Annotated in this window: 26 protein-coding genes and 4 pseudogenes; 13 read left to right on the top strand and 17 right to left on the bottom strand. The window is 58.3% G+C overall.

Features of this window, described 5'->3' with window-relative positions:
• The first annotated feature begins 179 nt into the window (after positions 1-179).
• Both AF71_RS21955 and AF71_RS21950 read left to right on the top strand, forming a co-directional pair.
• Complete coding sequence (locus AF71_RS21955; protein WP_025661968.1) at positions 180-434, top strand: type II toxin-antitoxin system prevent-host-death family antitoxin; 255 nt, start codon at positions 180-182, stop codon at positions 432-434.
• Complete coding sequence (locus AF71_RS21950; protein WP_169683069.1) at positions 431-853, top strand: type II toxin-antitoxin system VapC family toxin; 423 nt, start codon at positions 431-433, stop codon at positions 851-853. Before AF71_RS21955 ends, AF71_RS21950 begins: the two co-directional genes overlap by 4 nt.
• Before the next feature lie 45 nt (positions 854-898).
• Here the strand turns inward: AF71_RS21950 and AF71_RS21945 are convergent, their stop codons facing one another.
• The gene (locus AF71_RS21945; RefSeq protein ID WP_245271729.1) at positions 899-1,054 is read right to left on the bottom strand and encodes a hypothetical protein; all 156 of its coding nucleotides are present in this window, start codon (positions 1,052-1,054) and stop codon (positions 899-901) included.
• Positions 1,055-1,481: 427 nt separating this feature from the next.
• Positions 1,482-2,168, bottom strand: coding sequence for a FadR/GntR family transcriptional regulator (locus AF71_RS21940; RefSeq protein WP_018857933.1), 687 nt, complete (start codon positions 2,166-2,168; stop codon positions 1,482-1,484).
• A gap of 163 nt (positions 2,169-2,331) precedes the next feature.
• Between AF71_RS21940 and AF71_RS21935 the strand changes: the two genes are divergently transcribed.
• The 6 genes from AF71_RS21935 (at position 2,332) to AF71_RS21910 (ending at position 8,075) form a co-directional block, all read left to right on the top strand.
• Positions 2,332-3,126, top strand: a complete 795-nt coding sequence (locus AF71_RS21935) for a transporter substrate-binding domain-containing protein (RefSeq protein WP_018116614.1) — start codon at positions 2,332-2,334, stop codon at positions 3,124-3,126.
• 70 nt (positions 3,127-3,196) lie between these two features.
• Complete coding sequence (locus tag AF71_RS21930; RefSeq protein WP_113161976.1) at positions 3,197-3,871, top strand: amino acid ABC transporter permease; 675 nt, start codon at positions 3,197-3,199, stop codon at positions 3,869-3,871.
• On the top strand, positions 3,868-4,605 hold the full coding sequence (locus tag AF71_RS21925) for an amino acid ABC transporter ATP-binding protein (protein ID WP_025662401.1): 738 nt from the start codon (positions 3,868-3,870) through the stop codon (positions 4,603-4,605). The genes AF71_RS21930 and AF71_RS21925 overlap by 4 nt, the downstream gene beginning before the upstream one ends.
• 28 nt (positions 4,606-4,633) lie before the next feature.
• The gene (locus AF71_RS21920; RefSeq protein ID WP_169683067.1) at positions 4,634-5,905 is read left to right on the top strand and encodes a cysteine desulfurase-like protein; all 1,272 of its coding nucleotides are present in this window, start codon (positions 4,634-4,636) and stop codon (positions 5,903-5,905) included.
• The gene (gene hydA / locus AF71_RS21915) at positions 5,905-7,317 is read left to right on the top strand and encodes a dihydropyrimidinase (RefSeq protein ID WP_169683064.1); all 1,413 of its coding nucleotides are present in this window, start codon (positions 5,905-5,907) and stop codon (positions 7,315-7,317) included. The genes AF71_RS21920 and hydA overlap by 1 nt, the downstream gene beginning before the upstream one ends.
• Positions 7,318-7,649: 332 nt before the next feature.
• Entirely contained in the window at positions 7,650-8,075 is a 426-nt protein-coding gene (locus AF71_RS21910) for a BA14K family protein (RefSeq protein WP_169683063.1), read from the top strand.
• Between the two features lie 195 nt (positions 8,076-8,270).
• On the opposite strand, the pseudogene AF71_RS21905 reads toward AF71_RS21910, so the two are convergent.
• The 4 genes and pseudogenes from AF71_RS21905 to AF71_RS21890 form a co-directional block, all read right to left on the bottom strand.
• A pseudogene (locus AF71_RS21905) lies at positions 8,271-9,562 on the bottom strand (IS66 family transposase); the annotation flags it as partial.
• Positions 9,563-10,057: 495 nt separating this feature from the next.
• The gene (locus AF71_RS21900) at positions 10,058-11,293 is read right to left on the bottom strand and encodes a cyclopropane-fatty-acyl-phospholipid synthase family protein (RefSeq protein WP_169683061.1); all 1,236 of its coding nucleotides are present in this window, start codon (positions 11,291-11,293) and stop codon (positions 10,058-10,060) included.
• Positions 11,294-11,372: 79 nt separating this feature from the next.
• On the bottom strand, positions 11,373-12,197 hold the full coding sequence (locus AF71_RS21895; protein WP_169683059.1) for a DUF1365 domain-containing protein: 825 nt from the start codon (positions 12,195-12,197) through the stop codon (positions 11,373-11,375).
• Between the two features lie 22 nt (positions 12,198-12,219).
• A complete protein-coding gene (locus AF71_RS21890) occupies positions 12,220-12,597 on the bottom strand; it encodes a DUF2147 domain-containing protein (RefSeq protein ID WP_018116541.1) in 378 nt (125 codons plus the stop codon).
• 117 nt (positions 12,598-12,714) lie between these two features.
• On the opposite strand from AF71_RS21890, the gene AF71_RS21885 reads away from it, so the two are divergent.
• Positions 12,715-13,116 (top strand): DUF2177 family protein, encoded by a 402-nt coding sequence (locus AF71_RS21885; RefSeq protein ID WP_169683057.1) that lies wholly within the window; start codon positions 12,715-12,717, stop codon positions 13,114-13,116.
• Here AF71_RS21885 and AF71_RS21880 read toward each other — a convergent pair.
• From AF71_RS21880 to AF71_RS21860, 5 genes are read right to left on the bottom strand one after another with little or no spacing between them, the layout of a single operon-like run.
• Positions 13,081-13,680 carry a hypothetical protein gene (locus AF71_RS21880; protein ID WP_169683055.1) on the bottom strand — a complete coding sequence of 200 codons (600 nt, stop codon included), beginning with the start codon at positions 13,678-13,680 and terminating at the stop codon, positions 13,081-13,083. The genes AF71_RS21885 and AF71_RS21880 overlap by 36 nt on opposite strands.
• Positions 13,677-14,702, bottom strand: a complete 1,026-nt coding sequence (locus tag AF71_RS21875) for a cyclopropane-fatty-acyl-phospholipid synthase family protein (protein WP_169683053.1) — start codon at positions 14,700-14,702, stop codon at positions 13,677-13,679. The genes AF71_RS21880 and AF71_RS21875 overlap by 4 nt, the downstream gene beginning before the upstream one ends.
• Before the next feature lies 1 nt (position 14,703).
• Positions 14,704-15,513 carry a DUF1295 domain-containing protein gene (locus AF71_RS21870; RefSeq protein ID WP_169683051.1) on the bottom strand — a complete coding sequence of 270 codons (810 nt, stop codon included), beginning with the start codon at positions 15,511-15,513 and terminating at the stop codon, positions 14,704-14,706.
• 3 nt (positions 15,514-15,516) lie between these two features.
• Positions 15,517-16,170 (bottom strand): ChrR family anti-sigma-E factor, encoded by a 654-nt coding sequence (locus AF71_RS21865; protein WP_169683049.1) that lies wholly within the window; start codon positions 16,168-16,170, stop codon positions 15,517-15,519.
• Positions 16,167-16,778, bottom strand: coding sequence for a sigma-70 family RNA polymerase sigma factor (locus AF71_RS21860; RefSeq protein ID WP_246733770.1), 612 nt, complete (start codon positions 16,776-16,778; stop codon positions 16,167-16,169). Before AF71_RS21860 ends, AF71_RS21865 begins: the two co-directional genes overlap by 4 nt.
• Positions 16,779-16,937: 159 nt before the next feature.
• On the opposite strand from AF71_RS21860, the gene AF71_RS21855 reads away from it, so the two are divergent.
• From AF71_RS21855 to AF71_RS21845, 3 genes are all read left to right on the top strand, one after another.
• On the top strand, positions 16,938-18,272 hold the full coding sequence (locus AF71_RS21855; protein WP_192241092.1) for an FAD-dependent oxidoreductase: 1,335 nt from the start codon (positions 16,938-16,940) through the stop codon (positions 18,270-18,272).
• Positions 18,273-18,359: 87 nt separating this feature from the next.
• Positions 18,360-18,842, top strand: a complete 483-nt coding sequence (locus AF71_RS21850; protein WP_169683046.1) for a TspO/MBR family protein — start codon at positions 18,360-18,362, stop codon at positions 18,840-18,842.
• Complete coding sequence (locus tag AF71_RS21845) at positions 18,835-20,316, top strand: deoxyribodipyrimidine photo-lyase (protein ID WP_246733769.1); 1,482 nt, start codon at positions 18,835-18,837, stop codon at positions 20,314-20,316. Before AF71_RS21850 ends, AF71_RS21845 begins: the two co-directional genes overlap by 8 nt.
• Positions 20,317-20,358: 42 nt before the next feature.
• Here the strand turns inward: AF71_RS21845 and AF71_RS31840 are convergent.
• The 3 genes and pseudogenes from AF71_RS31840 to groES form a co-directional block, all read right to left on the bottom strand.
• Positions 20,359-20,538, bottom strand: a pseudogene (locus AF71_RS31840) (arginine deiminase family protein); the annotation flags it as partial.
• Positions 20,539-21,240: 702 nt separating this feature from the next.
• A complete protein-coding gene (gene groL, locus AF71_RS21835) occupies positions 21,241-22,869 on the bottom strand; it encodes a chaperonin GroEL (RefSeq protein WP_169683044.1) in 1,629 nt (542 codons plus the stop codon).
• 47 nt (positions 22,870-22,916) lie between these two features.
• On the bottom strand, positions 22,917-23,231 hold the full coding sequence (groES, locus tag AF71_RS21830) for a co-chaperone GroES (protein ID WP_169683042.1): 315 nt from the start codon (positions 23,229-23,231) through the stop codon (positions 22,917-22,919).
• Positions 23,232-23,511: 280 nt separating this feature from the next.
• On the opposite strand from groES, the pseudogene AF71_RS21825 reads away from it, so the two are divergent.
• Positions 23,512-23,718 (top strand): annotated as a pseudogene (locus tag AF71_RS21825) (aspartate-semialdehyde dehydrogenase).
• Positions 23,719-24,107: 389 nt separating this feature from the next.
• On the opposite strand, the gene AF71_RS21820 reads toward AF71_RS21825, so the two are convergent.
• From AF71_RS21820 to AF71_RS21810, 3 genes and pseudogenes are all read right to left on the bottom strand, one after another.
• On the bottom strand, positions 24,108-24,413 hold the full coding sequence (locus AF71_RS21820) for a DUF982 domain-containing protein (protein ID WP_169683040.1): 306 nt from the start codon (positions 24,411-24,413) through the stop codon (positions 24,108-24,110).
• Between the two features lie 1,158 nt (positions 24,414-25,571).
• Positions 25,572-25,754, bottom strand: a pseudogene (locus AF71_RS32285) (Tn3 family transposase); the annotation flags it as partial.
• A gap of 98 nt (positions 25,755-25,852) precedes the next feature.
• Positions 25,853-26,155: a DUF982 domain-containing protein gene (locus tag AF71_RS21810; RefSeq protein WP_246733767.1), complete on the bottom strand. Its 303-nt coding sequence runs from the start codon at positions 26,153-26,155 to the stop codon at positions 25,853-25,855.
• Positions 26,156-26,213: the final 58 nt, after the last annotated feature.

Below are 26,213 nucleotides of genomic sequence, written 5' to 3'. Positions count from 1 at the left end.
CGAACTTGGAAATCTGTGAGTCCCGTTACAGGTCATTGCCCAGCCTGGACAATTTGTTGTCAGAGGAAAACAAAACAAAGGGGTCATCAGTTCCAACCCGTTCACGGCGGCTATTTTGGATATTGCTCCACATCCAATCGTATCCTATATGTAGGTATGTTCCTACATGGAGGCATTCTATGAGCATCACAAGTTTGTCTAGCCGAGAGTTGAACCACGACGTGAGTAGGGCAAAGAAGGCTGCAAAAAAAGGACCTGTAGTTATTACAGATCGCGGGAAGCCGTCACATGTGTTGATGACGTACAGCGAATTCGTGCGCCTGACCGGCAAGCGCCGCAATCTCGTCGATGCTCTTTCAATGCCTGGTTTGTCGACGATCGAATTGGATCCGCCGAGAGCCGAAATTGCACCTCGCGAGGTCGATCTGTCTTGAAGTACCTGCTGGATACAAACGTCGTCTCCGAGTTGCGAAAAGTTGGAGACGGTAAAGCAGACGCCAATGTGACAAAGTGGGTCGGGGCGCAAGATTCAAATGACTTGTTCATTTCCGCGATTACGATCCTGGAAATTGAGCGCGGGATATTAACTATCCAACGTCGCGACGCCGCCCAGGGCTCTCGCTTGCGAGGATGGATGGATAGTCGTGTTCGCCCTGAATTCGCCGAGCGAGTTTTGCCAATCGATGACGCGATAGCGACGCGTCGTGCCCACTTACATATTCCAGACCGCCGCAACGAGGCTGATGCTTTGATCGCCGCTACCGCGCTGGTTCACGGTTTAACTGTAGTCACGCGTAATGTTCAGGATTTCGATGATACGGGCGTGATCGTCGTCGACCCGTGGCAAGACTGAACTCGGCGCGGGCACCCGCTAGGGATGTCCTTTTAATTCCTTAGATCACCCCAGAGTTTTTTGTGATCGCCAGAGGCTGGATAGCCCCTCAGGCGCGATGCGGCCGATAGAACGCCAAGCACCTTTGAATTCGTCGATTTCGGTGATCAGCGACAGGATTTCGGGCGTGATCCGCACGGTCGCCGTGTTTAGAAATTCCATATTCCCATCCAATTCTTGGGACACTGTCATGCACTATTTATCCATCCGTTTCCATCCAATTTCCACGAGATAGTTTGTCAGGTCTGTCAGTTGATCGCGAGCTAGATGACTGCCCAGACTTCACTCGAGCGGATTCAGACTTTTGCAGCGAGAGGACGACAGCTATCAGAAATTCGAGACAGTTCTCCTATGTAATTGGCAAGGCACTGGCGGCCGAGGACGAGGACTGGGATTTCTAAGCCTCTGACGTCTCTAAGAGTTCGGATGAGATCGACGCGAAACAACAGTGGGTCGTAGGTTCGACCCCGCTCTAGACCAGGCGAGTCGTGCCCGCGATATATGGCCGGCGTTGTTGACGCGGCTCGCGTTGCTTGTGGGGGGCACCTCTGCTCGATCGAAACCGTCATGATGGCCGCGCCACTGAAGTTCACGGGTTCAGCCCAGCGCAGCGCGCCGTGTTGAGTACATGCGTTTCCATTTCAAGGCGGGCGCGTGCCGCATCATTGTCGCTTAGAGCCGCAATGATGCGGCGATGCTCGGCGATGGAGGCCTGCATCCGCGCGGGCTCTGTGATCGGAATCGGTTGGCGCTGCGTTTCCGTCAGCTGCTCGCGCACGACTTGGTAAAGCGCCCGCAGCATGGCATTGCTGCAGGCAGACGCAATGATGCCGTGGAATTCGAGATCGGCTTCGACATTGGCCAGCAGATCCTGTTTGGCCCAGCAATCCTCCATCTGCTTCGTTGCCGCTTCCATCGCCTGCAGCTGATTGCCGGTGAGGCGTCCGGCGGCGAGTGCGGCGATATTGCCCTCAAGCATGATGCGCGTCTGGAAGACGTCGAAGACCGAATAGGTGTCGGAGTAGCGCCAGGGTGCCATATTGCTTCCCGGGGCGCCAGGGTCGGCAACAAAGGTGCCTCGGCCGGCTTCGGTTTTGATCAAGCCCAGAGTTTCGAGAGTCAGCAGCGCTTCGCGTAGCGAGGCCCGGCTGATGCCGAGCTTCAGGGAAAAATCACGCTGCGACGGAATCTTCTGACCGGCGGCGAGTTCGCCGCTCTGGATCATGTCCTGTATCAGTCGGGCCGCCGATTGCGGCACCAAAGTCCTGTTCAGCATTCTTGCGCTTCTCCGACATCTGATCGGCGCGTCTGGTTCGCCCCGTACATTTAAATCCATCACGCGCTTGCAAATGACAAGATACCATGATTGATTTGGCCTGACTGGTCAGACCGGTTAGACCATTAGCAAAAATACGCGCCATAAAACAAGGGGAACCTAGATGCGTCATTTTTCCTTTCTGAAGACTGCGGTGATTTCGGGCGTTCTCGCCTTCGCCAGCCATGCATCCCTTGCCGCCGATCTTTCCGTCGGCGCCAATATCGGCAATGTGCCATGGGAATTCCAGGACGAAACCGGCAAGACCGTCGGCTTTGAAGTCGATCTCATCACCGAAATTGCCAAGCGCCTCAATAAGTCCGTCGAATTCGTCAACATCCCGTTCAACGGCCTCTTTTCTGCCGTCCAGTCGGGCCGAATCAACATGGCCGTCTCGTCGATCACCATCACCGAGAAGCGCCTGGAATCGGTTAGCTTTGCCCAGCCCTACTATGACAGCGACCAGTCGCTTACTGTCATGGCTACCGCCGGCATCAAGGATCTCTCGGGCATGAGCGGCAAGGTGGTTGGCGTCGACACGGGTTCGACTGGCGACGTGTGGGCAACCACCAACACCGCCAAATACAGCCTCGGCGAAATCCGCCGCTTCGAAGGCCTGCAACCGGCCATGCTCGATCTCGCTGCCGGCCGCATCGACGGCTATATCAGCGATATTCCGGCGCTGCAGTATTACGTAAAGGACAAGCCGACAATCAAGGTCGTCGAGCGTATCCCGACCGGCGAAAAATACTCGATCATGTTCAACAAGGGCGACCCGTTGGCCAAGCAGGTCAACGACGTGATTACGACACTGAAGGGCGAGGGCTTCATCGCCAAGCTGCACGAAACCTGGTTCGGCGCGAAGGCCGAGGATACGACCTCTACAATCAAGGTCGCCGACATGCCTGCTGCTAAGTAAGGCCGGATGGTTCAGGCCACGGATGGCGGCTTGTCCGCCATCCGCCCCACAACGACCGACCGGTGCCTAAATGGATATCTTTACGACCTTTTTTAATCTGGCGGTGCTGGAGCGCTCTTTTCCGCTGCTCCTCTCCGGCCTCTGGATCACCCTCGAACTTGGCGTCGTCAGCATCGTTGGCGGCCTGGCGGGTGGGTTGATCCTCGCACTCCTGCGCCTCTATGGCGCGACGTTTCTCCAAGCGCTTGCCAAGATCTATATCGACATCTTCCGCTCAATTCCGCTGCTAGTGCTGCTCATCGTGATCTACTATGCCTTGCCTTTCGTCGGCATCCGGCTCTCGCCGTTCCTTTCGGCCGCCGCTGCCTTGACGATCGTTTCGACGGCTTACACGGCGGAGATCTTTCGCGCCGGCATCGAAGCCATTCCGCGCGGCCAGTTCGAGGCCTCGGAAGCGCTCGGACTTTCCTATCGTCACATGATGGTGGAAATCATTCTGCCGCAGGCGATCAAGATCGTCATTCCGCCGCTGACGAACAACTGCATCAACGTGATGAAGGATACGGCGCTGGCGTCCGTTGTCGCCATGCCCGATTTGCTGAAGCAGGCAACGCAGGCGCAGGCATTGATGGCAAATCCCTCGCCGCTCATTGGCGCAGCCATCATCTACGTCGCGTTCCTGTGGCCGCTGGTCAGCATCGTTGCCCGTCTCGAAAAACGCTTCAGTGCCGGGAGGGGTCGATGAAAACCATTGTCAATATCCACAACCTCAACAAGTCTTATGGCAATTTCCAGGTCCTTCACGGCATCGATCTGGCAATCGGCGAAGGCGAGGTCGTGTGCGTCATCGGCCCCTCGGGCTCCGGTAAATCGACACTGATCCGCTGCATCAACCACCTGGAGAGCTTCGCAAACGACAGCCACGTCGAGGTCGATGGCATCAAGGTGGAGCGCGGGCGCAATCTGGCGCAAGTTCGCGCAGAAGTCGGAATGGTGTTCCAGTCCTTCAACCTCTTCCCGCATCTGACGGTCATGAAGAACATCATGATCGCGCCGATGCGGGTACGCGGCACACCGCCTGATGAGGCCGCCCGCAAGGCGCGCGAACTACTTGCCCGCGTCGGTATCACCGAGCAGGCGGAGAAGTATCCGGAACAGCTGTCCGGCGGCCAGCAGCAGCGAGTGGCGATCGCCCGCGCGCTGGCGATGGAGCCGCGCGTACTGCTCTTCGACGAGCCCACCTCGGCGCTCGACCCGGAGATGGTGGGCGAAGTGCTCGACGTCATGCGCACGCTCGCCGGCACCGGCGTCACCATGATCGTGGTTACGCATGAGATGGGCTTTGCCCGTCAGGTCGCCGACCGTGTCATTTTCATGGATGGCGGCCGGATAGTGGAAGCCGGCACACCCGCCGAGATATTCGACAATCCGCGGGAGGAGCGCACGAAGAGCTTCCTGCGCGCCGTTCTCAATCACTGACAATAAAGACAAGGTTCCGGAGGACCACATGGAGACGCAACGCCCACTCGACATCGACTTTGTCAGGAGCCAGTTCCCGGGGCTTCAGCATGGATGGACGTTTTTCGACAATGCCGGAGGCTCGCAGATCCTGAAGCGCGCGGTCGAGCGCATCAATACGTTCCTCTATGACAAGAACGTCCAGATCGGCGGCAGCTACGACGTGTCGCAGCAGGCGGCGAAGGCGTTGATGGAAAGCCGCGTCGCCGCCACACATCTGGTGAACGCGGCGCGACCGGAAGAAATCATCTTCGGGAGCTCGACCACGGTGCTGCTGCAGAATCTGGCGCGCGCCATGCGCAGCCAGCTTTCGGCCGGCGACGAGATCATAGTTACCATTTCGGACCACGAGTCCAATATCGGGCCTTGGGACGGGCTGCGCGACATGGGCGTCGTCGTCAAGTTCTGGCCGCTCGACACCAAGACCTATGAGCTCGACCTTGCCGATCTCGAACCACTGATGAGCGAGAAGACAAGGCTCGTCTGCGTCACCCATGTCTCCAATATTCTCGGCGCCATCAATCCGATCGCCGATATCGCGGCCATGGTGCATGCGCGCGGCGCGCGTATCTGTGTCGATGCTGTCGCCTATGCGCCGCATCGCGCCGTCGATGTCCGAGCGATGGATGTCGATTATTACGTCTTCAGCTTCTACAAGACTTACGGCCCGCACTACGCGATGATGTACGGCAAATATGATTATCTTCTGGAGCTCGATCCGCTTTATCACTTCTTCTATGGGCGCGACAAGGTTCCGGGAAAGCTGGAGCCGGGCAATCCGAACTACGAGCTCGCCTATTCGGTCACGGGGATCGTCGATTATCTCTGCGAACTCGGCGCAAAATCCGGCGCCTCGGGCTCGCCGCGTCAACTGATCCTTGCGGCCTTCGAGGCGATCACCATTCAGGAAAACGCGCTGACGGATCGGCTGCTAACCTATCTGCGCAGCCGCAACGATTGCCGCATCATTGGCGAGACGGCAAACCGCAATGGCCGGCGTATCCCGACGATCAGCTTCGTCTTCGAGGGGCGCAATTCGGAAGATATCTGCAAGGCCATGGACGCCTATAAGATCGCAATCCGTTTTGGCGATTTCCACGCGCGGCGGCTTGGCGACCATGTTGGCCTGCCACAGTACAATGGCGCCGTGCGCGTTTCCATGGTGCATTACAACACGGTTGCCGAGGTCGATCGACTGATTGCGGCGCTTGATGAAATCTTGGGGCGCGACAATGCGGGCCTGAACAAGGGGGCTGCCTGATGCATTTCGATACCATCATCAAGAACGGCACAGTCTTCACCGCGAGCGATACGTTTCGTAGCGATGTCGGGATTCGCGATGGAAAGATCGCTGCGCTGGCCGCTGGTCTTGATGATGCCGATGAGATCATCGATGCCACCGGCCTCTATGTCATGCCCGGCGGCATCGACAGCCATGTCCATATCGCCCAACCCTCGGGCGACGGGATCGTCATGGCCGACGATTTCGCGAGCGGTACCCTTTCGGCCGCCTTTGGCGGGAACACGACGATCCTGCCTTTCTGCCTGCAGGAAAAGGGCACGACGCTGCGTGAATCGCTGAAGGATTACCATGCCAAGGCCGATGGCCAGTGCCATATCGACGTATCGTTTCATCTGATCCTTAGCGATCCCACGGCCTATGTGCTCGGGCAGGAGCTTCCGGCGCTTGTCGAGGATGGCTATACCTCGCTCAAGGTCTTCATGACCTATGAGAACCTTCGCCTGCGCGACGACCAGATCCTCGATACATTGGACAGCGCCCGCCGTTCCGGCGCGCTCGTCATGGTCCATTGCGAGAATGAAGACGCAATCCGCTATCTGATCGGCAAACATGAGCGGAATGGCGATCTGGCGCCGAAATTCCACGCGCTGAGCAGGCCTGCCGCGGCTGAGCGCGAGGCGACGCATCGGGCGCTTTCGCTTGCCGAAATCGTCGATACGTCGATTGTCATCGTCCATGTCTCGAACCGCCAGGCGATGGAAGAAATCGAGCGGGCCCGCAAGCGCGGCGGCAAGGTCGCGGGCGAAACCTGCCCGCAATATCTGCTGTTGACGGCAGACGATCTCGATGCTGCCGAGCTTGAGGGCGCGAAATTCGTTTGCTCGCCGCCGCCGCGGGACAAGGAAAGCCAGATTGCCTGCTGGGAAGGCCTGCAGAATGGCACGTTCGAACTTTTCTCGTCCGATCATTGCCCCTTCCGTTACGAGGATGAGGGAGGCAAGCTCAACGAGAAGGGCAAGCGGAATTTCCGTTGGATTCCAAACGGCATTCCCGGCGTCGAGACGCGGTTGCCCATTCTGTTTTCGGAAGGGGTGAGCAAAGGCCGGATCGATATCAACCGCTTTGTGGCGCTGTCATCCACCAATCATGCCAAGCAATATGGCCTCTATCCGCAGAAGGGCACGATCGCGATCGGCTCGGATGCCGATATTGCCCTCTGGGATCCGTCGAAGAAGGTGACCATCACCAACGACATCCTGCATCACGGCGCCGATTACACACCCTATGAAGGTCTTGAGGTCGAGGGCTGGCCCGTGCGCGTCATCCTGCGTGGCGCGACCATCGTTGATGGAGAGGCGTTCACCGGCGCTGCGGGTCAGGGTGCCTATCTTCGCCGGGCGAAAGTTGGCGTCGTATCGCAAAATAGATAAATGCGAAAACGCTCTTTGGTTTTGCGTAGCTTGGCGAAGTATGGTGGTTGAAAGCTGGAGAGCGGCTGAGGGTGCTACCGCAGAGCCATAGCCCTTTCCCGTTCTCGGCGTTTTCGCATTTTGGGGGAAGCCGATGCAGGTCTTTGCCTTGGCACGAAAGCGGCCATCGAAAGCGCAACTGTTGTAGAGAAGTCTGCCAAGGGGCATTTCATCATCGGCCGGTCGCGTGCAAGGTGGCCAAGGATCGCTTCGGGAGCACCTATTTGCTTGTAGCTACACGGAACGATTGTCGTCATACTACGCTCAACGTCGGTTGAGGAGCAGGGCAGACCATGGACAAGTTAGGCCCGGTAGCGTTTGGACTGATCATAAGCGTTCTCGGCATCACATCAGCTCAAGCGTTTCCGGCAATTAGTCCACCCGGGATCCAATTGCCGCAGCAAACAGAAACCGTGCAATGGCGTCACGGAGGCGGCGGCGCATACGGCGATTACGGTGTAATCGTCGGCGGCGCATTAACACGGCCTCGCTACGGTCCCTACGGGGCTACATATTACGGCTCGTTCTACGGGTATCAGCGCCGGCCAGATAGCTCTTATTGGCCGTACCGCGGGTATGAACCGTCAGTCGCCTATGAGGGCGGCGGCCATGTGAGTTGGTGCTATGCGCGCTATCGTACGTACAGGGCATTCGACAATACGTTCCAGCCGTACTACGGCCCCCGTCGCGAATGTGTCGGACCATATCGATGGCGCTAATCGCCTATCTCCTACCGCCAGGTGCCCCTAGTCTACGTTCGAACGCCCTTCTGGCGGATTCGAGCGTTATTGCGGCGATGCCGTTCGCCTCTCTGTATGCGACGTCCACGCCCCATCGATTTCTCAATCAGTTGCAGCGATCTGAGGTTGATCTACGGGCCGTCAAATGCGCTCACCGACGAGTACCTGACGAGCTCATTGTGAGGCCTTGATGCGGGCGACATAGGCCCATGGCATCAGGGTATCGATGTCTTTGACGAGGTGGCCATTTGCGAGGCGGGTGAAGAGGTCGCACAGATAGGCGCAGGGTTCAACGCCGTTCATCTTGCAAGTGCCGATCAGCTGGCAAACCCGGCCCAATTACGGCCCCCTTCATCGTGCCCCGCAAAGAGGGCATTGCGGCGGTTCATGGCCGGACGGCGGATCGCGTTTTCCACCAGGTTGGAGTCGATATCGACGTGGCCGTCGTCCAGGAACAGCCGGAAGCCGTCCTGCCGTGTCAGCATATAGGCCAGGGCTTTTCCGAGGTCAGACTTGCGTGAGAGACGCTTGGCTTGCGCTGCCAGCCAGGTGAAGAACGCGTCCACCAGCGGGAGGGACAGGTGCTGTCGAACTGCCCGCCGATGATCGGGATCTGAGCCCCGGATACTGTCTTCGATCTTGTAGAGCGCGGCGATCCGCAGCAGCGCCTCGTCGACGATGGGCGATCCACTCTTTGGCGTGGCCTTGATCAGCTTTCTGCGTCCGTGCGCCCAACAGAAAGCCAGTTTCAACGGGTCACCGCCCACCCGGTCCGACGTGGCGAGGTGAGAGTAACCACCGTAGGCATCGACCTGGATTGTCCCGTTAAACCCTTCGAGGATTTCAGCGGCATATTCGCCTTTACGCCCATGTCGATAATGGAACACCACGCCCGGCGGCGCGGAGCCATTCCAGCCGCGATCGTCACGCAACACGGCCCAGAGATAACCGGTCTTCGTCTTGCCTCGCCCCGGATCCAACACCGGAGCCGTGGTCTCATCGACATAGAGCCGCGTGCTTTCCAACAGTAGCCGTTTTGCCATGTGGTCGACCACCGGTGCGATTTCGCTGCCCGTGCGCCCCATCCAATCGGAAAGGACCGTGCGGTCTATCGGCACCCCGTGTCGCGCCATGACCTCAGCCTGCCGGTTGAGCGGCATATGTTCGGAATGCTTGGAGACGGCAATCTCAGCCAGAAGGGCTTCGGTCGGGCAGCTCCCTTCCAAAAGATGTGCCGGCGCTCTCGCCTGGACGACGCCCGTTCGACCCTTGGGGCATGCGTATTTCGGGCGGATCGTGACGATCACCTCGTAGCGCGCCGGAATCCGGTCGAGCCGTTCCGTCCGATCCTCGCCAATCCGGACCATGTTGCCGCAACCGCAGGGACAAACGATGCTCTCGGGCTCGATCACTCTCTCGACCCGTGGCAGGTGTTCGGGCAGTGCACGGGCCTTACGCTCCTTGCGAGGAACCGCCTTGTCCGGAAGCCCTATATATCGGTCCATGGTTGCCTCCATTCGATATTTGGGCCCCCGGTTCCAATCGTGAGCCCGTATTTCCATCTTATCGGGGGCAACCAACCCAGCCAGCATCATCTTGCATAAAGTTGCCGGGGGCAGTCGCACCGCGATTACCCCATGTGTAGCCGCTTGCCGCAAATTCGATCCGACGCCTCCCAAACAACGACGAGCGCTGCCCGCACGTCATCACCGTAAACCCGCCACCCTGCCCGATCGCGGAACGTTTTCGAATTTGCATTGACGTTAATTTTGGCCTCTTTCGCGGCCGTGACAAAGGCGGCTCTGGTGCTTGTGGCAAGCGGCTCTCACGCAAGAATCGCAAGCGACCTTCCACGCGTCGTTTGGCTTAACCTCCGGTCATCGCTCGGCCATGCGGGCCGACAGGCTTTGTCGTCAACCAGCAGTCACAGCGTAATAGCGAGCCGCCGGCAAATCGACCCGCTATTTGTCTTCCGGTTGCTTTTCTAGGACGTAGAGGCCCACGTCGATGGTCCCCGCCTTAAAGCCCGCAGCGCAGTAACACATGTAATAGTCCCACAAGCGGTAGAACTTCTCGGAATAGCCCATTGCTTTGATATTGGGCCAAGCAGCCAGGAATCGCTCTCGCCATTCGAGGAGCGTCCTCGCATAATCCATGCCGAAATATTCGGATTGTGCCAACCGAAGGCCGGTGCGCGCGGCCTGTGTCCGGATGACCGCTTTTGTCGGCAGCATGCCACCGGGGAACACATGGCGCTGAATGAAGTCTGACGTGCGACGATAGGCGGCAAACCGGTTCTCGTCGATGGTAATGACTTGGAGTACAGCATGTCCGCCTGGGCGAAGCCGTTTATGCAGCGTTTTGAAGAATACGGGCCAGTAAGCCTCGCCTACCGCTTCTAGCATTTCAATCGAAACAATCCGGTCGTAGGTTCCGGTCACATCCCTGTAGTCTTTCAGTTCAATCCTAACAGTTTCGTGGAGCCCTTCGGCTCGAATGCGCCCTGTCGCAAATGCCAATTGCTCAGAGGAAAGCGTGACGCCGCTTACCATCGCACCGGCACGGCCAAGCCTTTGGGCCAGCGATCCCCAGCCGCAGCCAATCTCCAGAACACGCTCCCCGCCCTTGAGCTTCAGCAGCTCTTCTACCCGCTCGAGTTTTGCTGTTTGCGCGCCTTCCAGGCCTAGGTTCGGCTCCAAATAGAGTGCGGACGAGTAGGTCATGCTCGGATCGAGCCACTGTCTGTAAAACGCGTTGCCGAGATCGTAGTGGTAGGCGATGTTCTTTCGGCTTCCGGCCTTACTGTTTGCATGCAGCGTGTGACGAAGCCGATTTAACAGCCTAGCGATTGCATTACCCGAAATCCTTCTATCAAGGAGATCGATGTTACGGGCGGTCAGCTCCAGGAAGGCTTCCAAATCCGGCGTCGTCCAATCCCCATCAATGTAGGCCTCGGCGAAGCCCAGATCACCGCGTGTCGCAAGCCGCTTGATGGTGCGCCACTTGCGAATGACGATCGTCGCGGACGGTCCCGGCCGGGTGCCGGTTTTCTCAACCCGTTCTAAGGATGGAAGAACCACTGTAATTTTACCGGTATCTATCGAAGAAACGGCGGCAACTATTGCCTTCGCGAGAAGCCCGTCCTTGGTTAAAGTCCTGTTGATGGCTCTCTTAAGTATTCTTGCCAGGGCTACCACGATTATTTCCCGAAAATCTCATTGTTGCTTGCGAGGACTTGTGCGTCTATGCCTCGACCACTGATACGCCAAAAGCAGGTCAGGTGGTGTCCCGGTAGCTTGATGTCTTGGGTGGGGGCGGGCTGGTTCGGAAGCTTGCGCCCTTCAGCCATAGCCTGAGTGCCTCCCAGTGGATACAGGCCATCACCTTCAACGTCATGAAAGGGAACCGCAGGAGGCAGCGAGCGAGGTTGGCGTCGGTCAGCGGTGCCGCGTCGGCGTTGAACGTGGCGGCCAGCACCGGTTGCCCGCCAGCAGTCTCGTGGATGCGCACCCGCACGGTTTTGCCGGGCGGCAAGATACGGAAGTGGTAGCGCAGCCCCATGCCCATGAAGGGCGACACGTGAAAGATTTTCGTCCTCCTCTGGCGGATACCGGCTGGACTTTCCTCGCCCGGAAGCACCGGCGCCACATAGTTATGCCGCTCGCCGAAAGTGTTGCGCACGGCGTAGATGATCGCGATCAATCGCTCGTTCTCATCATAGGCGAAGTAGGTCGCGAGCGGGTTGAAGGCGTATCCGAACATACGCGGATAGGCGAGCAGCAGGATCCGTGCCGCCGGCTTCTCGAGTCCGGCGTGTGCCAGCAGGCGATCGACAAACTGGCGCAGCATCTCGTCCTTCTCGTCGACGTGATCACGCTCGTGAAAGGAAATGATGCCAGGCCGATTGACCGACAGCAGGCTGGAGAGCTCGGCAAGATCGCCAAGGCGGTCGATATCCACTAACAAGGAAAAGACGCTGTAGCTGAAGCGATGGCCGAAGGGACTGAGCCGCTGGTGCATGACCTTACCTGGAAAGAGCGTGCCGGCCGCCGCGGGCGGCGGGCCGTTGTTGGCCATGCTCGTGATGCGGTTTTCCCTCATTCTTTACCCCTTGCCGAGTCCGTCACCGGGAAGGCTGCCAGCGCACATTCTTGCACAATAGCCCACCCAGAATGCAGCCGCGGGTGAGAAGCGATTTGTCGGAGACCCGCACGGTGACCGAAAATGTGCGGTCTCGTTTCGGGTCATAAGCAGTCCCTGCTAGTGTATCGGACGATTTCGGCTGAAGGGACATGACCAGGCGATCGCCGGCCTCTTCACCCTTGGTGGTATCGCGGATCCACAGATTGGTCGCGCAGATATTGCTGCCGCAGGGTGCTATGCGCACACGCGCGTTTCCGTCGTCGCGTAGCCAGATACCGCTCGGATCGGCGGATTGCTGCGCCTGCACGGCGGCTGTCGATATCAAGGCGGCATACGTAGTCAGAACCGCTATCCTCATCGGTCCATTCTCCTTCTTTTCGTGACATACGCACGGGCAAGTCGATCGGTTCACTCGAGGTGATCCGCCGAGGCGGTGATGCCGTAGAGAATGTCGACACCATCGGGGGGACACCATATGAAAACCATGATCACGGCCTATCTGGCGACAGGCGTCGCTTTCCTGACTGTCGACGCCATCTGGCTTACGACGATGGCAGATATGCTCTACCGACCGCGTCTGGGCGATAAGCTTGCGCCGCAGTTCCACCTGGCCCCGGCAATCTTCTTCTATTTGACCTATGTCGCCGGCATTGTATTCTTCGCCGTGCTTCCGGCTCTCGGGAAAGGCGGTCTTTGCAGGGCTGCACTGAACGGCGCCGTGCTTGGTCTTATGGCCTATGGGACCTATGACCTCACCAATCAGGCTACGTTGAAGGACTGGCCACTGGCCATCACGCTTGCCGATATTCTCTGGGGCGCCTTCGTAACTGCCGTTGGCGCATCAAGCGGCTTTTGGGCCGCCAGCCGGCTCGGATGATTGCTCGGCCTGCGCAAGGAGGTTGGAGAAAATAAGGGCGACGAAAGCTGTAAGGGTGCAGCCGCTGATGAGATTAAGCCGCGCCAGAGCGTAATATTCGGCCGCGTCATACCACGCTAGCGGCGGCCCATAGGCATCGTGCCACACTAGAAAGACGCCGAAGGCGACTGCGGTCAGCGCCAACCCGATAAGGCGTTCGTGCGGGCGAAACAGCAAGAGGGCGATCACCGCGCAGGGAACGAGGAAGATCTCGACCCCGGATGCCGTGCCGAAGAGCCAAGCCGAAAGTACCGTATTACCGATACCCGCCAGCGGCAGGAGCGCCCGGGCGGCGACGCAGTTCCAACGTGCAACGGCGGGCACGACGAGAAAGAACGGCGTTGAAAGGAAAGTGAACCAGGCGGGCGTTATGTCGGCGCTAACCAGCCAGAAAAGGTAAAGCGGATAAAACGGCTGGTTCGAGGCAATCAGAAGTGAAATGACGTTCCCTGCAGCGACACGTGGGTCTGGGTGGCGAGCGTAGGCTCGCACGATCTTTGTAAGTGTTCTGAAAAGGGAGGTCACGGCCGTGCGCTGGCGGGTCGCAGGCGATAGTGGCTGACACCCCATTCCTCGCCATTGGCATGGCCGAAAAGCCCGGCCGTTGCGAGAAAGAATATCCGCCAGCGCCTCATCCAGAGCGCCGCATCTTGCCCGTAGGTCGCCTCAAAAATGGCGCGGATGATGTGGCGGTTCCGGTCGAAATTATCTAGCCAGTCAATCGCCGTGCGTTCGTAATGTTTTCCGCTCCAGCGCCAGTCCCTTTCGACAATGAAGCTGTCGCTAAATTCTCGGACCAGCTCGTGGCTCGGCATGATGCCGCCGGTGAAGAAATACTGGGCGATCCAATCCGCCTTGTCGGCATGGTCGAAACGGTAAGCGGTCTTGCGATGGGAAAAGATATGCAGGAAGAGCCGGCCGTCGTCACGGATCCAGACGCGCACCCGTTCAAGCAGCGACTTCCAGTTGGACATATGCTCGAACATCTCGACGGAGACGATCCGGTCAAAGGTATTGTCGGGAGCAAAGCTATTCATGTCAGCGGTGATGACCGTCAGGTTCAGAAGACCGCGCCGTTTGGCTTCAGTCTCGATATAGCTGCGTTGCGATGAAGAATTCGAAACGGAGACGATGCGGGCCGACGGGTAACGCTCGGCAATGAACAGCGAGAGGGAGCCCCAGCCGCAACCGAGATCCAGAATATCCTGTCCGTCCGCAAGGTCTGCATGAATGCGGGTTTCATCCAGCGCCGCAATCTCAGCTTCCGCTAGCGTGCTGTTGGGTGAGGTATAAAGGCACGAGGAATATTTGCGGCGCGGACCGAGCGTCAGCGCAAAGAACGCCGTCGGTAGGTCGTAATGCTGCGCGTTGGCTTCATCGGTGTGAACGGCGATCGGCCATCCGGTCATCGATTGCGCAAACTCGCGATCCGTCACACCGCCTCCGTCCGCCAGAAGCTTGCGCCTGCGACCGACGAACCGGCTGATGACGAAGCGCAAGGCGTCATCAGGAAGCGGCAGCTGCTCGGCGGCAGCGACAAGATTCATGTCAGCTTTCCCCGTTTTGCAAGCCAGGCCAGAAAGCATTGACGCGATTGGCGTAGGCGGAGAAGGCCGCGCCGCGTGAGCGCATCATATGCGCTTCGAGCGGCGGAATTCCCGAGACATGCACGAGCAGCAAATACATGAAGGCGGGACCGACAAGCGCCAGCCAACCCCAGCCCCATACCCCTGCGGGGCCGATAGCGATGACTGCATATCCGGTCCATCCGAGCCACTGGAAGAAGTAGTTCGGATGGCGCGAGAGGCTCCACAAGCCCTCGTCACAGATCCCTCCGCGGTTCGCGGACTTACCGCGAAATCGCGCCAACTGCGCATCGGCGAAGCCTTCTCCGACTATGGCTATAACAAGGATGGCAATGCCGGCGAAATCACTCCATTGCAGGCCCGTTGAAGGGTTTCGTGCGGCGATGAAGATGGTTGCAGTTAAGAGTAGCGCGGCTCCTGCCTGTATCTGCAGGAACAGGTACAAACGTAAACGCCAGCTTTTGCCCCATTCCTCACGCAGTTTGACATATCGTGGATCCTCTCCGCCCTGTAGGGTGCGCTGCAGGATATGGAGGCCTAGGCGGCAGGACCATAACCCGGCGGGGGCGGCGACAACGAGCCGCCGCTGCCATTCTCCCTCCCAGCCATCGACCGGGACGAGCGATGCTGACAGGCCGGTAGCTCCGACGAGAAACGACCAGACTACGTCGATCCAGCCGGATGCCGCGCTTCTTACCACGGCAAACCAGACAGCAGTCATCGCAAGAGAAACAGCGGCTGCCAGCAGGATGAAAAGCGCGGTCGCCGCCACGGCTCAGATCCCGAAGATCGGCTGCAGCATGCGGCCGATAAAGCTTTTGAACCGCATCTTTCCCTCCATGGCGGCAAGGCAGATGCACTCGCCATTCTTGTCGACAATAGGTTGATGCTCGGCATCTTCATTCATTTCCGCAAGATCACCAGGGCGGAAAGTGCCGAACCGATCTGAGAACGAGCCCGAGACGACATAGGTGAATTCCGTGCCGACATGTCCGTGATCGGGGAGGGCGCGGCCCGGGCTAACCTTGAGCAGGATGAGATTGGCATCCGGATCGTGCGGCACGCCGACCCGGCTCATCCTCATGCCGGGGCCGATCCAGCGCCAGCGCCCGATTGCGCAGCCGCGCAGGGCCTTTGGCAGGGGAATGCCCTCGATCTCCACCGGCACAAGTGGCGGCAGAACGAGAGAGTGTCCCGCGTCCTCATCATCGAGCATTGCAAGCACATCACTCAGCGCGGTGGGCGAAAGCGTCGTTGGTTCTATTTCTTCCAGCAGGGCACCGCCGAGCGCCTCATGTTCGCGAACGCGAGAGCGGCAGGCCGGGCAAGATGCCAGATGCGCCTCGACCGCGATGGCCGGACCTGCGGCAAGCGTGCCGGCCGCAATGCGCATCAAGGTTTCGTCGGTTGCGTGGTGTGTGATCGTCATGATTTGTCTTCCAGCAGCGCGCGCAGGCGGTTCATTGCCAGGCGTGTTCTAGATTTTACCGTGCCAAGCGGGATGCCCAGTTCATCGGCGATTTCGGCTTGCGATTTCTCGTTGAAATAGGAAAGGCGGATGATCGTTTGCTGCTCCGGTGAGAGCGTGGTTAGCGCCCGGCGCACCAACGCGTCCCGCTCGGCCCCAATCAATCCCTCCTCAAGCGTTTCCGGTGTATTCTCGGGATCGGGCGGCAGAGCTGAGGGATTGCGCTGGCGGCGCACGTGGTCGATGCGCATGTTGCGGGCTATCGTAAAGATCCATGTGGCAACACCCGCCCGCGCAGGGTCAAAATACGAAGCCTTGCGCCACACCGTCAGCATCGTCTCCTGCATGAGCTCCTCGGCCATGCCCGACGAGGGCGTCCAGCGCAGAAAGAAGGTTTTCAGCTTCGGCCCGAAATGGCGGAAAAGCCGCGCAAAGGCCTGTCGGTCGCGGTCTTGAGCAATCTGAACCATCATCTCTGCGAGCGCATCGGGTGAAGGCGCCTGCTGTACATCCCTCGAACTCACCACGGCAAGTCGCCGGCCTCTCGGCACGCCTGGTCTGCGATCCATCTCAATGGAGCTCGAAACTTCATTCATGCATCCTTTTACGCGGCGGTCTCCAAAGCGGATCACACGTGCAGAAATCGCTTGTAGTGATCCGCCAGAAGCCGCTCTTCGTACACGTTACTATAAGGTTTCGACAATATCGACAGCTGCAGAAGGATCGACATGCGCCATTTTCCTCAATCGGACCGGCCGATGAAGATTGCTGTTGTTGGCACGGGCATCGCCGGTCTTTCCGCTGCTTGGCTTCTTTCGAAACGTCATGAGGTGACGGTCTTTGAGGCTGACAATCGCGTCGGCGGTCATTGTCACACCGTCAATGCAGGCGGTGTCCCGGTCGATACGGGCTTTATCGTCTATAATGAAACGACTTATCCAAACCTGACGGCACTATTTGCGCATCTTGATGTCTCGACCAAGGCCTCGGACATGTCCTTTGCCGTTTCGATTGACGGAGGACAACTTGAATATGCAGGAACGAACCTTGCCGGTCTATTTGCCCAGCGCCGTAATCTTGCAAACCCACGGTTCTGGTCGATGCTGCGCGACCTCGTGCGCTTTTACCGCGAGGCGCCGAGCGGCGTGCGAAATCTCGATCCATCCGCGAGCCTCAACGACTATCTTGATAGCGCAGGCTTTGGCCGAGCCTTTCGAGAGGATCATCTATATCCGATGGCGGCTGCAATCTGGTCAACACCGGCGCTGGAGATCGGCAATTATCCGGCGCATTCCTTCGTAAGCTTCTGCGAGAACCACGGCCTTCTGAAATTCGTGCGTCGGCCGATCTGGCGCACGGTGGTCGGCGGAAGCAGCGCCTATGTCGAGCGGCTGTCCGCGCCCTTCCGCGATCGCATTCGTACCAATGCCCCGGTGAGGTCGATTCGTCGTGTGAATGGTGCGGTGGAGGTTTTCGTGCCCGGCGTACAACCAGAGTGGTTCGACCATGTCGTGATTGGTACTCATGCCGATGAAGCACTCGCTATGCTGGCCGACCGGTCGCAGCGCGAGGCGGAACTGCTGAGCGTTTTTGCCTATGGCGATAACGAAACCGTACTCCATGGGGATGAAAGCCTGTTGCCCCGCCGCCGACGCGTCTGGGCGAGTTGGAACTATCTGGCATGTTCGGGGCGTGATGGCGCCGCGCGGCAAAAGCCCTGTGTCACCTACTGGATGAACCGACTGCAGGGTATCGCCGAACCGCGCTCCTTCTTCGTGACGCTCAGCCCGCTGCATGACCCGGCCGCAGACAAGGTGATCTGGCGCGGCCGCTACAAGCATCCCTTGTTCAACGCAGCCACGCTTGCAGCGCAGAAACAGCTTTGGTCGCTCCAGGGTGAAGCCAACACCTGGTTTTGCGGCTCCTACTTCGGATCCGGTTTCCATGAGGATGCGATCCAGGTCGGCCTTGCAGTCGGCGAAAACCTGGGCGGTATCGCTAGGCCGTGGTCTGTCGACGGGGAATCGGATCGCATATTTCGAACGGTCGGTGCGCGATCATGAGTTTCCGTGTGAGTGTGTGTCTCGTCGAAGAGCCACCCACAAGCGACCCTCTTAACCGAGAATGCTGAAGCGAGAAACGTGTCCGACATGAGTAAACAGTCCGTTCTGATAAACACAGCAATGGCGATAATTCCCGTAGTTATGGTTTCGCTGCTCGGCCAATTGGCCACCTACCCAAATATTGCTGGTTGGTATTCTGGACTGCTCAAGCCAGCCTTTAATCCACCGGCTTGGATTTTTGCGCCTGTTTGGACCGCACTGTATATTCTGATGGCTTGGGCGGCATGGCGTGTATTGACGATGCCTTCAGATCGCCTTGGCCGTAGCACTGCGCTTGTCTTCTTCTTCACCCAGCTTGCTATGAACGCTGGATGGTCCTGGATGTTTTTCGGACTGCGCTGCCCCCTGGCAGGTTTGATCAATATCGTGCCGCAACTGCTGGTGATCGTGCTAACGCTTACATTCTTCTTTCGGCTGGACCGAGTTGCGGGAATGAGCCTCGTGCCGCTTGCCGCATGGGTTTGTTTCGCGACCTTGTTAAACTTCGAGATCTGGCGGCTAAATGGCTAATTCTCAACCTCTCGATCGTGCCGGCTCGAGCGACATGGCGCCTATTGTGGTCTGGTTCCGCGAGGACCTTCGTCTTGGAGATAATCCAGCATTTTATCACGCTGCAGCAACGGGGCGGCCGCTGGTGTGCCTCTTTATAGACGAAGTCGCGGGACCAGATGTGCGGCCATTGGGCGGTGCTGCGCGATGGTGGTTGCATGGCTCGCTGTTGGAGTTGGACAAATCATTGCGCGAACGTAGCGGACGCCTGCTTTTGTTTCGCGGCGTTGCCGGAGAGATCGTGCCCCTAGTCGTTGCTGCTTGTCGGGCCATCGCAGTTTTCTGGAACCGTCGATATACCGAAGCAACGCGCCGGATTGACGAAGATCTGAAAAAGTCCTTCAGACAGCAATGCATTGACGCCAGAAGCTTCAATGGCAATCTGTTATACGAGCCCTGGACACTGTCGACGAGTGCCAAGGCACCGTTTAGGGTGTTTTCGGCATTTTGGCGTGAGGCGCAAGCTTCTGGTGAACCGGACCCACCATTGCCCGTCCCGGAACGACCGCATTTTTATGCCATTCCACACGAGGTCGAGGTACAAAGCCTGCGGCTTGAAGATCTGCGCCTGGAGCCTGCCGCACCCGACTGGGCGCGCGGTTTACGCACAGCATGGCGGCGCGGTGAGCGTGGCGCCCACACACGCTTGAACAACTTTATCGGCGGTGGCCTTGCACATTACGAAGACTCGCGCGACCGGCCCGATCGGCTGGCGACGTCGCGCCTTTCACCCTATCTGCGCTTTGGCAACATTTCAGCTCGTCAGATCTGGCACCAAGCGAGCATTGCCCCCAACGCGCGAGGTCCAGCGCAGACTACGCGTAGTCTCAAGAAATTCCAGTCAGAGCTTGGCTGGCGCGAATTCTCATATCATCTACTCTATCACAATCCCGATATTGCAAAACGAAACCTGCAGAAGAAATTCGATCGCTTTGCCTGGCGCACCGACCCCGAGGCGCTAGTGGCATGGCAGCAGGGCAGGACGGGATATCCACTCGTGGATGCCGGCATGCGGGAGTTATGGAACACCGGCTACATGCATAATCGCGTGCGCATGGTGGTTGCATCTTTCCTCGTGAAGGATCTTTTGATCGACTGGCGTGAGGGCGAATCCTGGTTCTGGGACACGCTGATCGATGCGGATGCCGCCAACAACCCCGCAAGCTGGCAATGGGTGGCCGGCTCGGGAGCGGATGCCGCCCCGTTCTTCCGTGTCTTCAATCCCGTGTTGCAGGGTGAGAAGTTCGACCCCGATGGCGACTATGTGCGTCGGTGGTTGCCGGAGCTGGCGCACCTGTCCGCGAAATTCATTCACCGTCCATGGGATGCGCCCGACCTGCTTCGACGGCGTGTAGTTGATGTATATCCCGATCGAATCGTCGATCATGGCAAGGCACGCAAACGGGCGCTACAAGCTTGGTCCGAATTGAGCTGAATCTCTCTGATCCCTTCCGACGCCGGTTGCGCCAACGTCACCGTCGGCGAATGTGAAGATCGTGTCAAGATGCATGGCAGCGCGTAGCTTTGGTTGCGACAATAGCGCGCTCGGCCGCACTTTTTTCGAACAGCGCCTGGGCAACCTGGCTCTGATCGCCTGGCGCGAGGTCCGCTCGCTCATGCCGATTAGCACGTTGCCTTTGCCGATTGGCATGACGTCATCGGCATATGTTCGCATCTCCGCAAGCGTTTCTTCCGGCGCAACTGGAATGGCGACGATCAAGTTTTGAGGCGCCCTGGCTTCTCATAGCAATTAGTGCCGCTATTGCGGTCCCTCCCGTCGCCAGACCATTATCGACAATGATGGCACGCATCCCTTCGGCGCCCGGTCGTCGAGATAAATCGCGCGTCGAAGTTCGATCTCGCCGAGTTCACGTTGTCGAGTGGCTGCCTCGTCGGCCTGATGCAAATCAATGCCGGTTTCACGATCTGGTGTACCTTTGGCGGCATTTGGACGATCTCGTCGAGTCCGTAGCCATCCTGATCAACTGCACGCTCCGGCGTCGGGTCGCCTCGAAAAATGCCCGTTTGCAGACCGCAAGCGACCCTCGCCTTTCACTCTTTACTATTTGACGATGTGCGCATTCCAGTGTGGGTCTGCATCAGATCGCTCTGCGAATGGGCTGATCGCATAGCGGCTGACGTGAGATCATCGCGTTCTCGGAGCCCGCTGTTGAAGAGCCGCGCCACCAGCACGGTTAGCTTTCCGATAGCGACCGGGTCTCTGGAAACTCCCCTTGTCTGGGAGATTTCCTTGACGACACTCGCGCACAAACGCGCCTCCTCCTTTGTTGGCAAAGACGTCGGATTCATTTCTCACTCCGGGAACGGCCCGCCCGACGGGCGGGCCTGGCTGATCCACCTAGAAGTCCATGCCGGCGCCAGCGGGGATCGCCGGAGCGGCTTCCTTCTTGGGTTTTTCGGCGATCATGGCTTCCGTCGTCACCAGCAGGCCGGCAACGGAGGCTGCGTCCTGAAGCGCGGTGCGCACGACCTTGGCCGGGTCAATGACGCCCTGTGCGTAGAGATCACCATACTCGCCGGTCTGGGCGTTCCAGCCGTAGGAGAAGTCGGACTTCTCGCGCAGCTTGCCGACGATGATCGAACCTTCTGCGCCGGCATTCTCGGCGATCTGACGGACAGGGGCCTCGATCGCACGTCGGACGATGTCGACTCCGACACGCTGGTCCGGGTTTGCCACATCAAGATTGTCGAGCGCCTTAATGGCCCGCAGCAGTGCCACGCCACCGCCCGGCAGAATGCCTTCCTCAACCGCCGCGCGGGTCGCATGCAACGCGTCGTCGACACGGTCCTTCTTTTCCTTGACTTCGACTTCGGTCGAACCGCCGACGCGAATGACAGCCACGCCGCCAGCGAGCTTGGCAAGACGTTCTTGCAGTTTCTCCCGGTCATAGTCGGAGGTGGTTTCCTCGATCTGCGCGCGGATCTGCGCAACGCGGCTGTCGATCTCGGCCCTGGAACCGACGCCATCGATGATCGTCGTGTTCTCTTTCTCGATCGCGACCCTCTTGGCACGCCCAAGCATGTTCAGCGTCACGTTCTCCAGTTTGATGCCGAGGTCTTCGGAAATGACCGTGCCGCCGGTCAGGATGGCAATATCTTCCAGCATAGCCTTGCGCCGATCGCCGAAGCCCGGAGCCTTGACGGCAGCAATCTTCAGGCCACCACGCAGCTTGTTGACGACCAGCGTAGCGAGTGCCTCGCCTTCGACGTCCTCGGCGATGATGAGAAGCGCCTTGCCGGACTGCACGACGGCTTCGAGAAGCGGGAGCATCGATTGCAGGTTCGAGAGCTTCTTCTCGTGGATGAGGATACAAGGATCTTCGAACTCGACCCGCATCTTGTCAGCATTGGTGACGAAGTAGGGGCTGAGATAGCCGCGATCGAACTGCATGCCTTCGACGACTTCGAGCTCGGTTTCGGCGGCTTTGGCTTCCTCCACGGTGATGACGCCTTCGTTGCCGACCTTCTCCATTGCTTCAGCAAGGTAACGGCCAATCTCGGAATCACCGTTAGCGGAGATCGTGCCGACTTGGGCGATCTCGGAATTGTTGGAGATCTTGCGCGCGTTGGTCTTCAGTTCCTTGACGACAGCGTCGACGGCAAGGTCGATGCCGCGCTTCAGGTCCATTGGGTTCATGCCGGACGCCACCGCCTTGGCACCTTCCCTGACGATTGCCTGGGCAAGCACCGTCGCGGTCGTTGTGCCGTCGCCAGCGAGATCGTTGGTCTTCGAAGCCACCTCGCGCAGCATCTGCGCGCCCATGTTCTCGAACTTGTCCTCAAGCTCGATTTCTTTGGCGACCGTTACGCCATCCTTGGTTATGCGCGGCGCGCCGGAGGACTTGTCGATAACGACGTTACGACCCTTCGGGCCAAGTGTCACCTTCACAGCATTGGCAAGCACATCCACCCCACGCAGCATTCGTTCACGGGCATCGGTGTGGAACTTGACTTCTTTCGCAGCCATTTCTTTAACTCCTCAATAGGCAGCTAATTTAACTGATCGGTCGGCCTTCAGGCGGCCTGCTTCTGCTCTGCCGGGGCTTCGATGATGCCCAAGGCATCGCTTTCCTTCATGATCAGCAGGTCTTCGCCGTTGATCTTGATCTCAGTGCCGGACCATTTGCCGAACAGGATGCGATCGCCAGCCTTGACGTCGAGCGGCTGGACCTGGCCGGCATCGTTACGCGCGCCGGGTCCGACGGCGATGACCTCGCCTTCCTGTGGTTTTTCTTTGGCGGTATCGGGAATGATGATGCCACCCTTGGTTTTTTCTTCGGACTCAACCCGGCGGACAAGAATGCGATCATGAAGCGGTCGGAACGACATGTTTTCCTCCGATGGACAAACAATGATGACGTTGTTCCCCTGGCCGAACCGGATGACCAGTCCGGGCGGGAGCAAAACCTCAGTCGAGCGTTTTGCGCGAAATGATCTGGTTTTGCGATTTTTCGATTTCAAGAGGTCAAAACAAAAAAATGGCTCTCTTCAGAGGCGGCTGCTAACACGCTGGAAAAAAACAACAACAGGGGTCTTTACGTTTGAAAATCCGTTGCTGGCCTCAAAATTTTGCGCCACATTCGCCAGTGTCACTAAACGGAGATGAAGCATGGGATTTTCATCGGATCTGGAGTGTCAGCTCAATGGCTTCGGCCTCACCACTGCCCATAAACTCTACCGCATTCCTGATTTTGAATCCGTGCTGCAACCCTTCGTTTGGCAAGATTGCTCCCGATTTTCCTGCGATGCAGAAGTTCCTTGATTACTGGCGGGCCAATCTCGATGGGTGCTGCGTTCCATCCGCTATACGCATTAGCGCCTGACCGGACAGAACGAATGGTGCCGCGTCGAAGGCGAGTTCAAGCTGCACTGAGACTTGAATTTCCGGATTCTTCGGTTCTTGGCTTTTTTCGTGACGCAGGTTTGATGAGCCCGGCCTATCGCACGTCACCGGTCTCCGTGTGATGATGGGTCGCGGAAGCCAGTTGCTCCAGACTGCTTGCGTAGGTCGTCGGAATTTAGGGGCTCATCTTGTGACTGAACTGTTTTCGAGACATCACAACATCCTCCATGAAGAACGTCTCTGTTTCGATCGCTTTGGAGGCCCCGCTAGAAGAGCGGGGCAAGCGTTGGGACTGAAGGGTTGAGGCAAATGCCTCTGGCCGATAAAGGCGGTTGCCGGTCATTCGTTCCGGCGTTGTCGGATCAGAAATGTCGGTGAGCGGTTTCCGATAAGCCGTGGCCGCTCGCTCGCCTGATAACGCTTCGAGCCGTAAAGCCCGCCTCTAGGCATGCCGCGAGAAAGAGTTCTTTACTTACCGCGGGAGGAGTTTGTCGATTGAGGGCATTTCGGCAGCTCGCTACTGCTGCGTCGTGATACGCACCGTGTACCTTGGGCCAATCGTTCTCAAGAAAGTCCAAGGTGTCGTGGATACTTTGGAACGACTTCTCAGTGCCATTCGGAAGCCGAACATTTACGGGACTATTCCAAAGGATATCTGACGTCGGCATTTTTTCCTCCTTTTCCTACCAACGACAATAACCAAAAGTTAGTATTGGAGACGGGCGCGTGCAAGGGCCAGCGGGTGAGCGCCGCTAGGCGGTTCAAGACCCCCGGCCGGCCATACGCGAGGGTCTCAGAGCCAGCCCTCAGCGCAATGCCTCGGATCAGCAGCCGATGTGGCTCGGAGGCCGATTATACCCTCATGCGGTTCCGGCTGGTCGACCAGGGCGAATTCCAAAAAGGCGGCCCAACACATTTTTGGCGAGAGGTCTCCGGAACGCTGCCGGGGAGCTGCTCGAACGGGCATGGCGCGGCAGCAGAGCGATAGGATCCATGACCGGGTTTCGTATGGCCTCTCCTCGCCGCGAGGCGTTCCGATGCGCCCGAGCCCCCCGTAAGCCTTGCCGAGATAGGATGTCTATGGATGTTGGAGCGGTCGGCGGAAGAAGTGGCACATAGTTGCAAGCCATACGCGCGATCGTACGAAATAGGTGTCATCAGCCGTCTTGTCTTGGGAAACCCGCCACACCAGATCTTCTAGCGCCACCGCCAGGTCGAAAGGTCTCAGGATGCGGAAGGTCGAAGAACGGGTTTCTCCTTTATCAAAACTCAACACAGTGAATGCTGTCGCAGGAGCGGTATTGTTTTTCTGCCCATGGGTTCTGAGCTACGAAGGGGCTTTGCTCGCATCAATCAACGCGTGGATCGGTGGGCTGGCGTTGATGGTTCTCGCCGGTGCTGCTGCAACGGACATCTGGCCAAAGCTAAATCTGGTATGTCTGTCGATAGGCGTCTGGATCTTCGCAGCCCCATGGATCCTGGACTTTCCGAACAAAGCCGACCCTACCACCTCACACCTCGCGGCAGGGGCCATAGCGATTCTTGTCCCCCTTGTATGCTTAGGTGGCAGATGGATCACGAGACCGCATCAATGAAGTTGCCGCCGCAAGTCAACGGCTCGAACCGTCGGTATAGGAATTCGGCGGTGGTTGCCTGAGCTCAATTGAACACCGCCGGAGCATGGGTATGAGGGGGTCAACGAACAGAATAGGCAAGTGATCGACATGATTGGGGTTATGATAGCCAGGGATGTGCAACGAGCTCAAAGCTCGCAGATTTGACCTGGACCCAATCCGCGTATCGCTATACCGGCCCGCGTTGGGCGCAGCCGGACAGCGCCGACGCAACGACTTTTGTATTCCATGCGATTTTCAACCTGGTTGGCTCAATGCGGCCGAGTTCGCTCGGCGCTTCGGCAAGGGGCTGGATTTCGATAAGCTGACGACTTTGAGGATCGTCGATGGCGCAACGGTGCGCGTCGTGATCGAGGCCGCCAGTCGCAGGAGATCAAGGCAGCGTAAACATAATGCAGCCGAATTGCCTAAGGTGCCCCGCGCGATGAACGTTCGAAGGTTGGGGCACTAAGAGGTGCCCCAACCCAGCCATTCTAGGCAAGCGAGTGTTGACCGCCAGCGCCGGTCTTCGTCCCGAACGGTCCATCTACGCCCGTTGACAATCCCGCATCGCGGCAGGCGTCAATGAACGCTTCGCGCGCGATGGTGACTGGCGTCATTCGGTTTAGAGCACGGCGGCACGTTTGAACCGCCCGATTGTAATTTCTGCCTCGATAGATGGCCCAATCGCCTTCCAGAAAGTCGAGCGCGTCGTTGACAGAAGCGAAGACCTGGGAGCTCTCGTCCTTCATGCGGACGGCGACGGGCGTCATCCAAACCAATTCCGGGTGAAGCATGATGTCCTCCTTTCGCATTCAAACCGGATGAAAAAGAAGAAAAAAAATATCGGTGCCG

Source organism: Rhizobium sp. 57MFTsu3.2, from assembly GCF_012932765.1.
GTDB classification, from domain to species: domain Bacteria; phylum Pseudomonadota; class Alphaproteobacteria; order Rhizobiales; family Rhizobiaceae; genus Rhizobium; species Rhizobium altiplani.
Note: the sequence above shows the minus strand (reverse complement) of the source record. Positions and strands in the feature narration are given on the sequence as shown.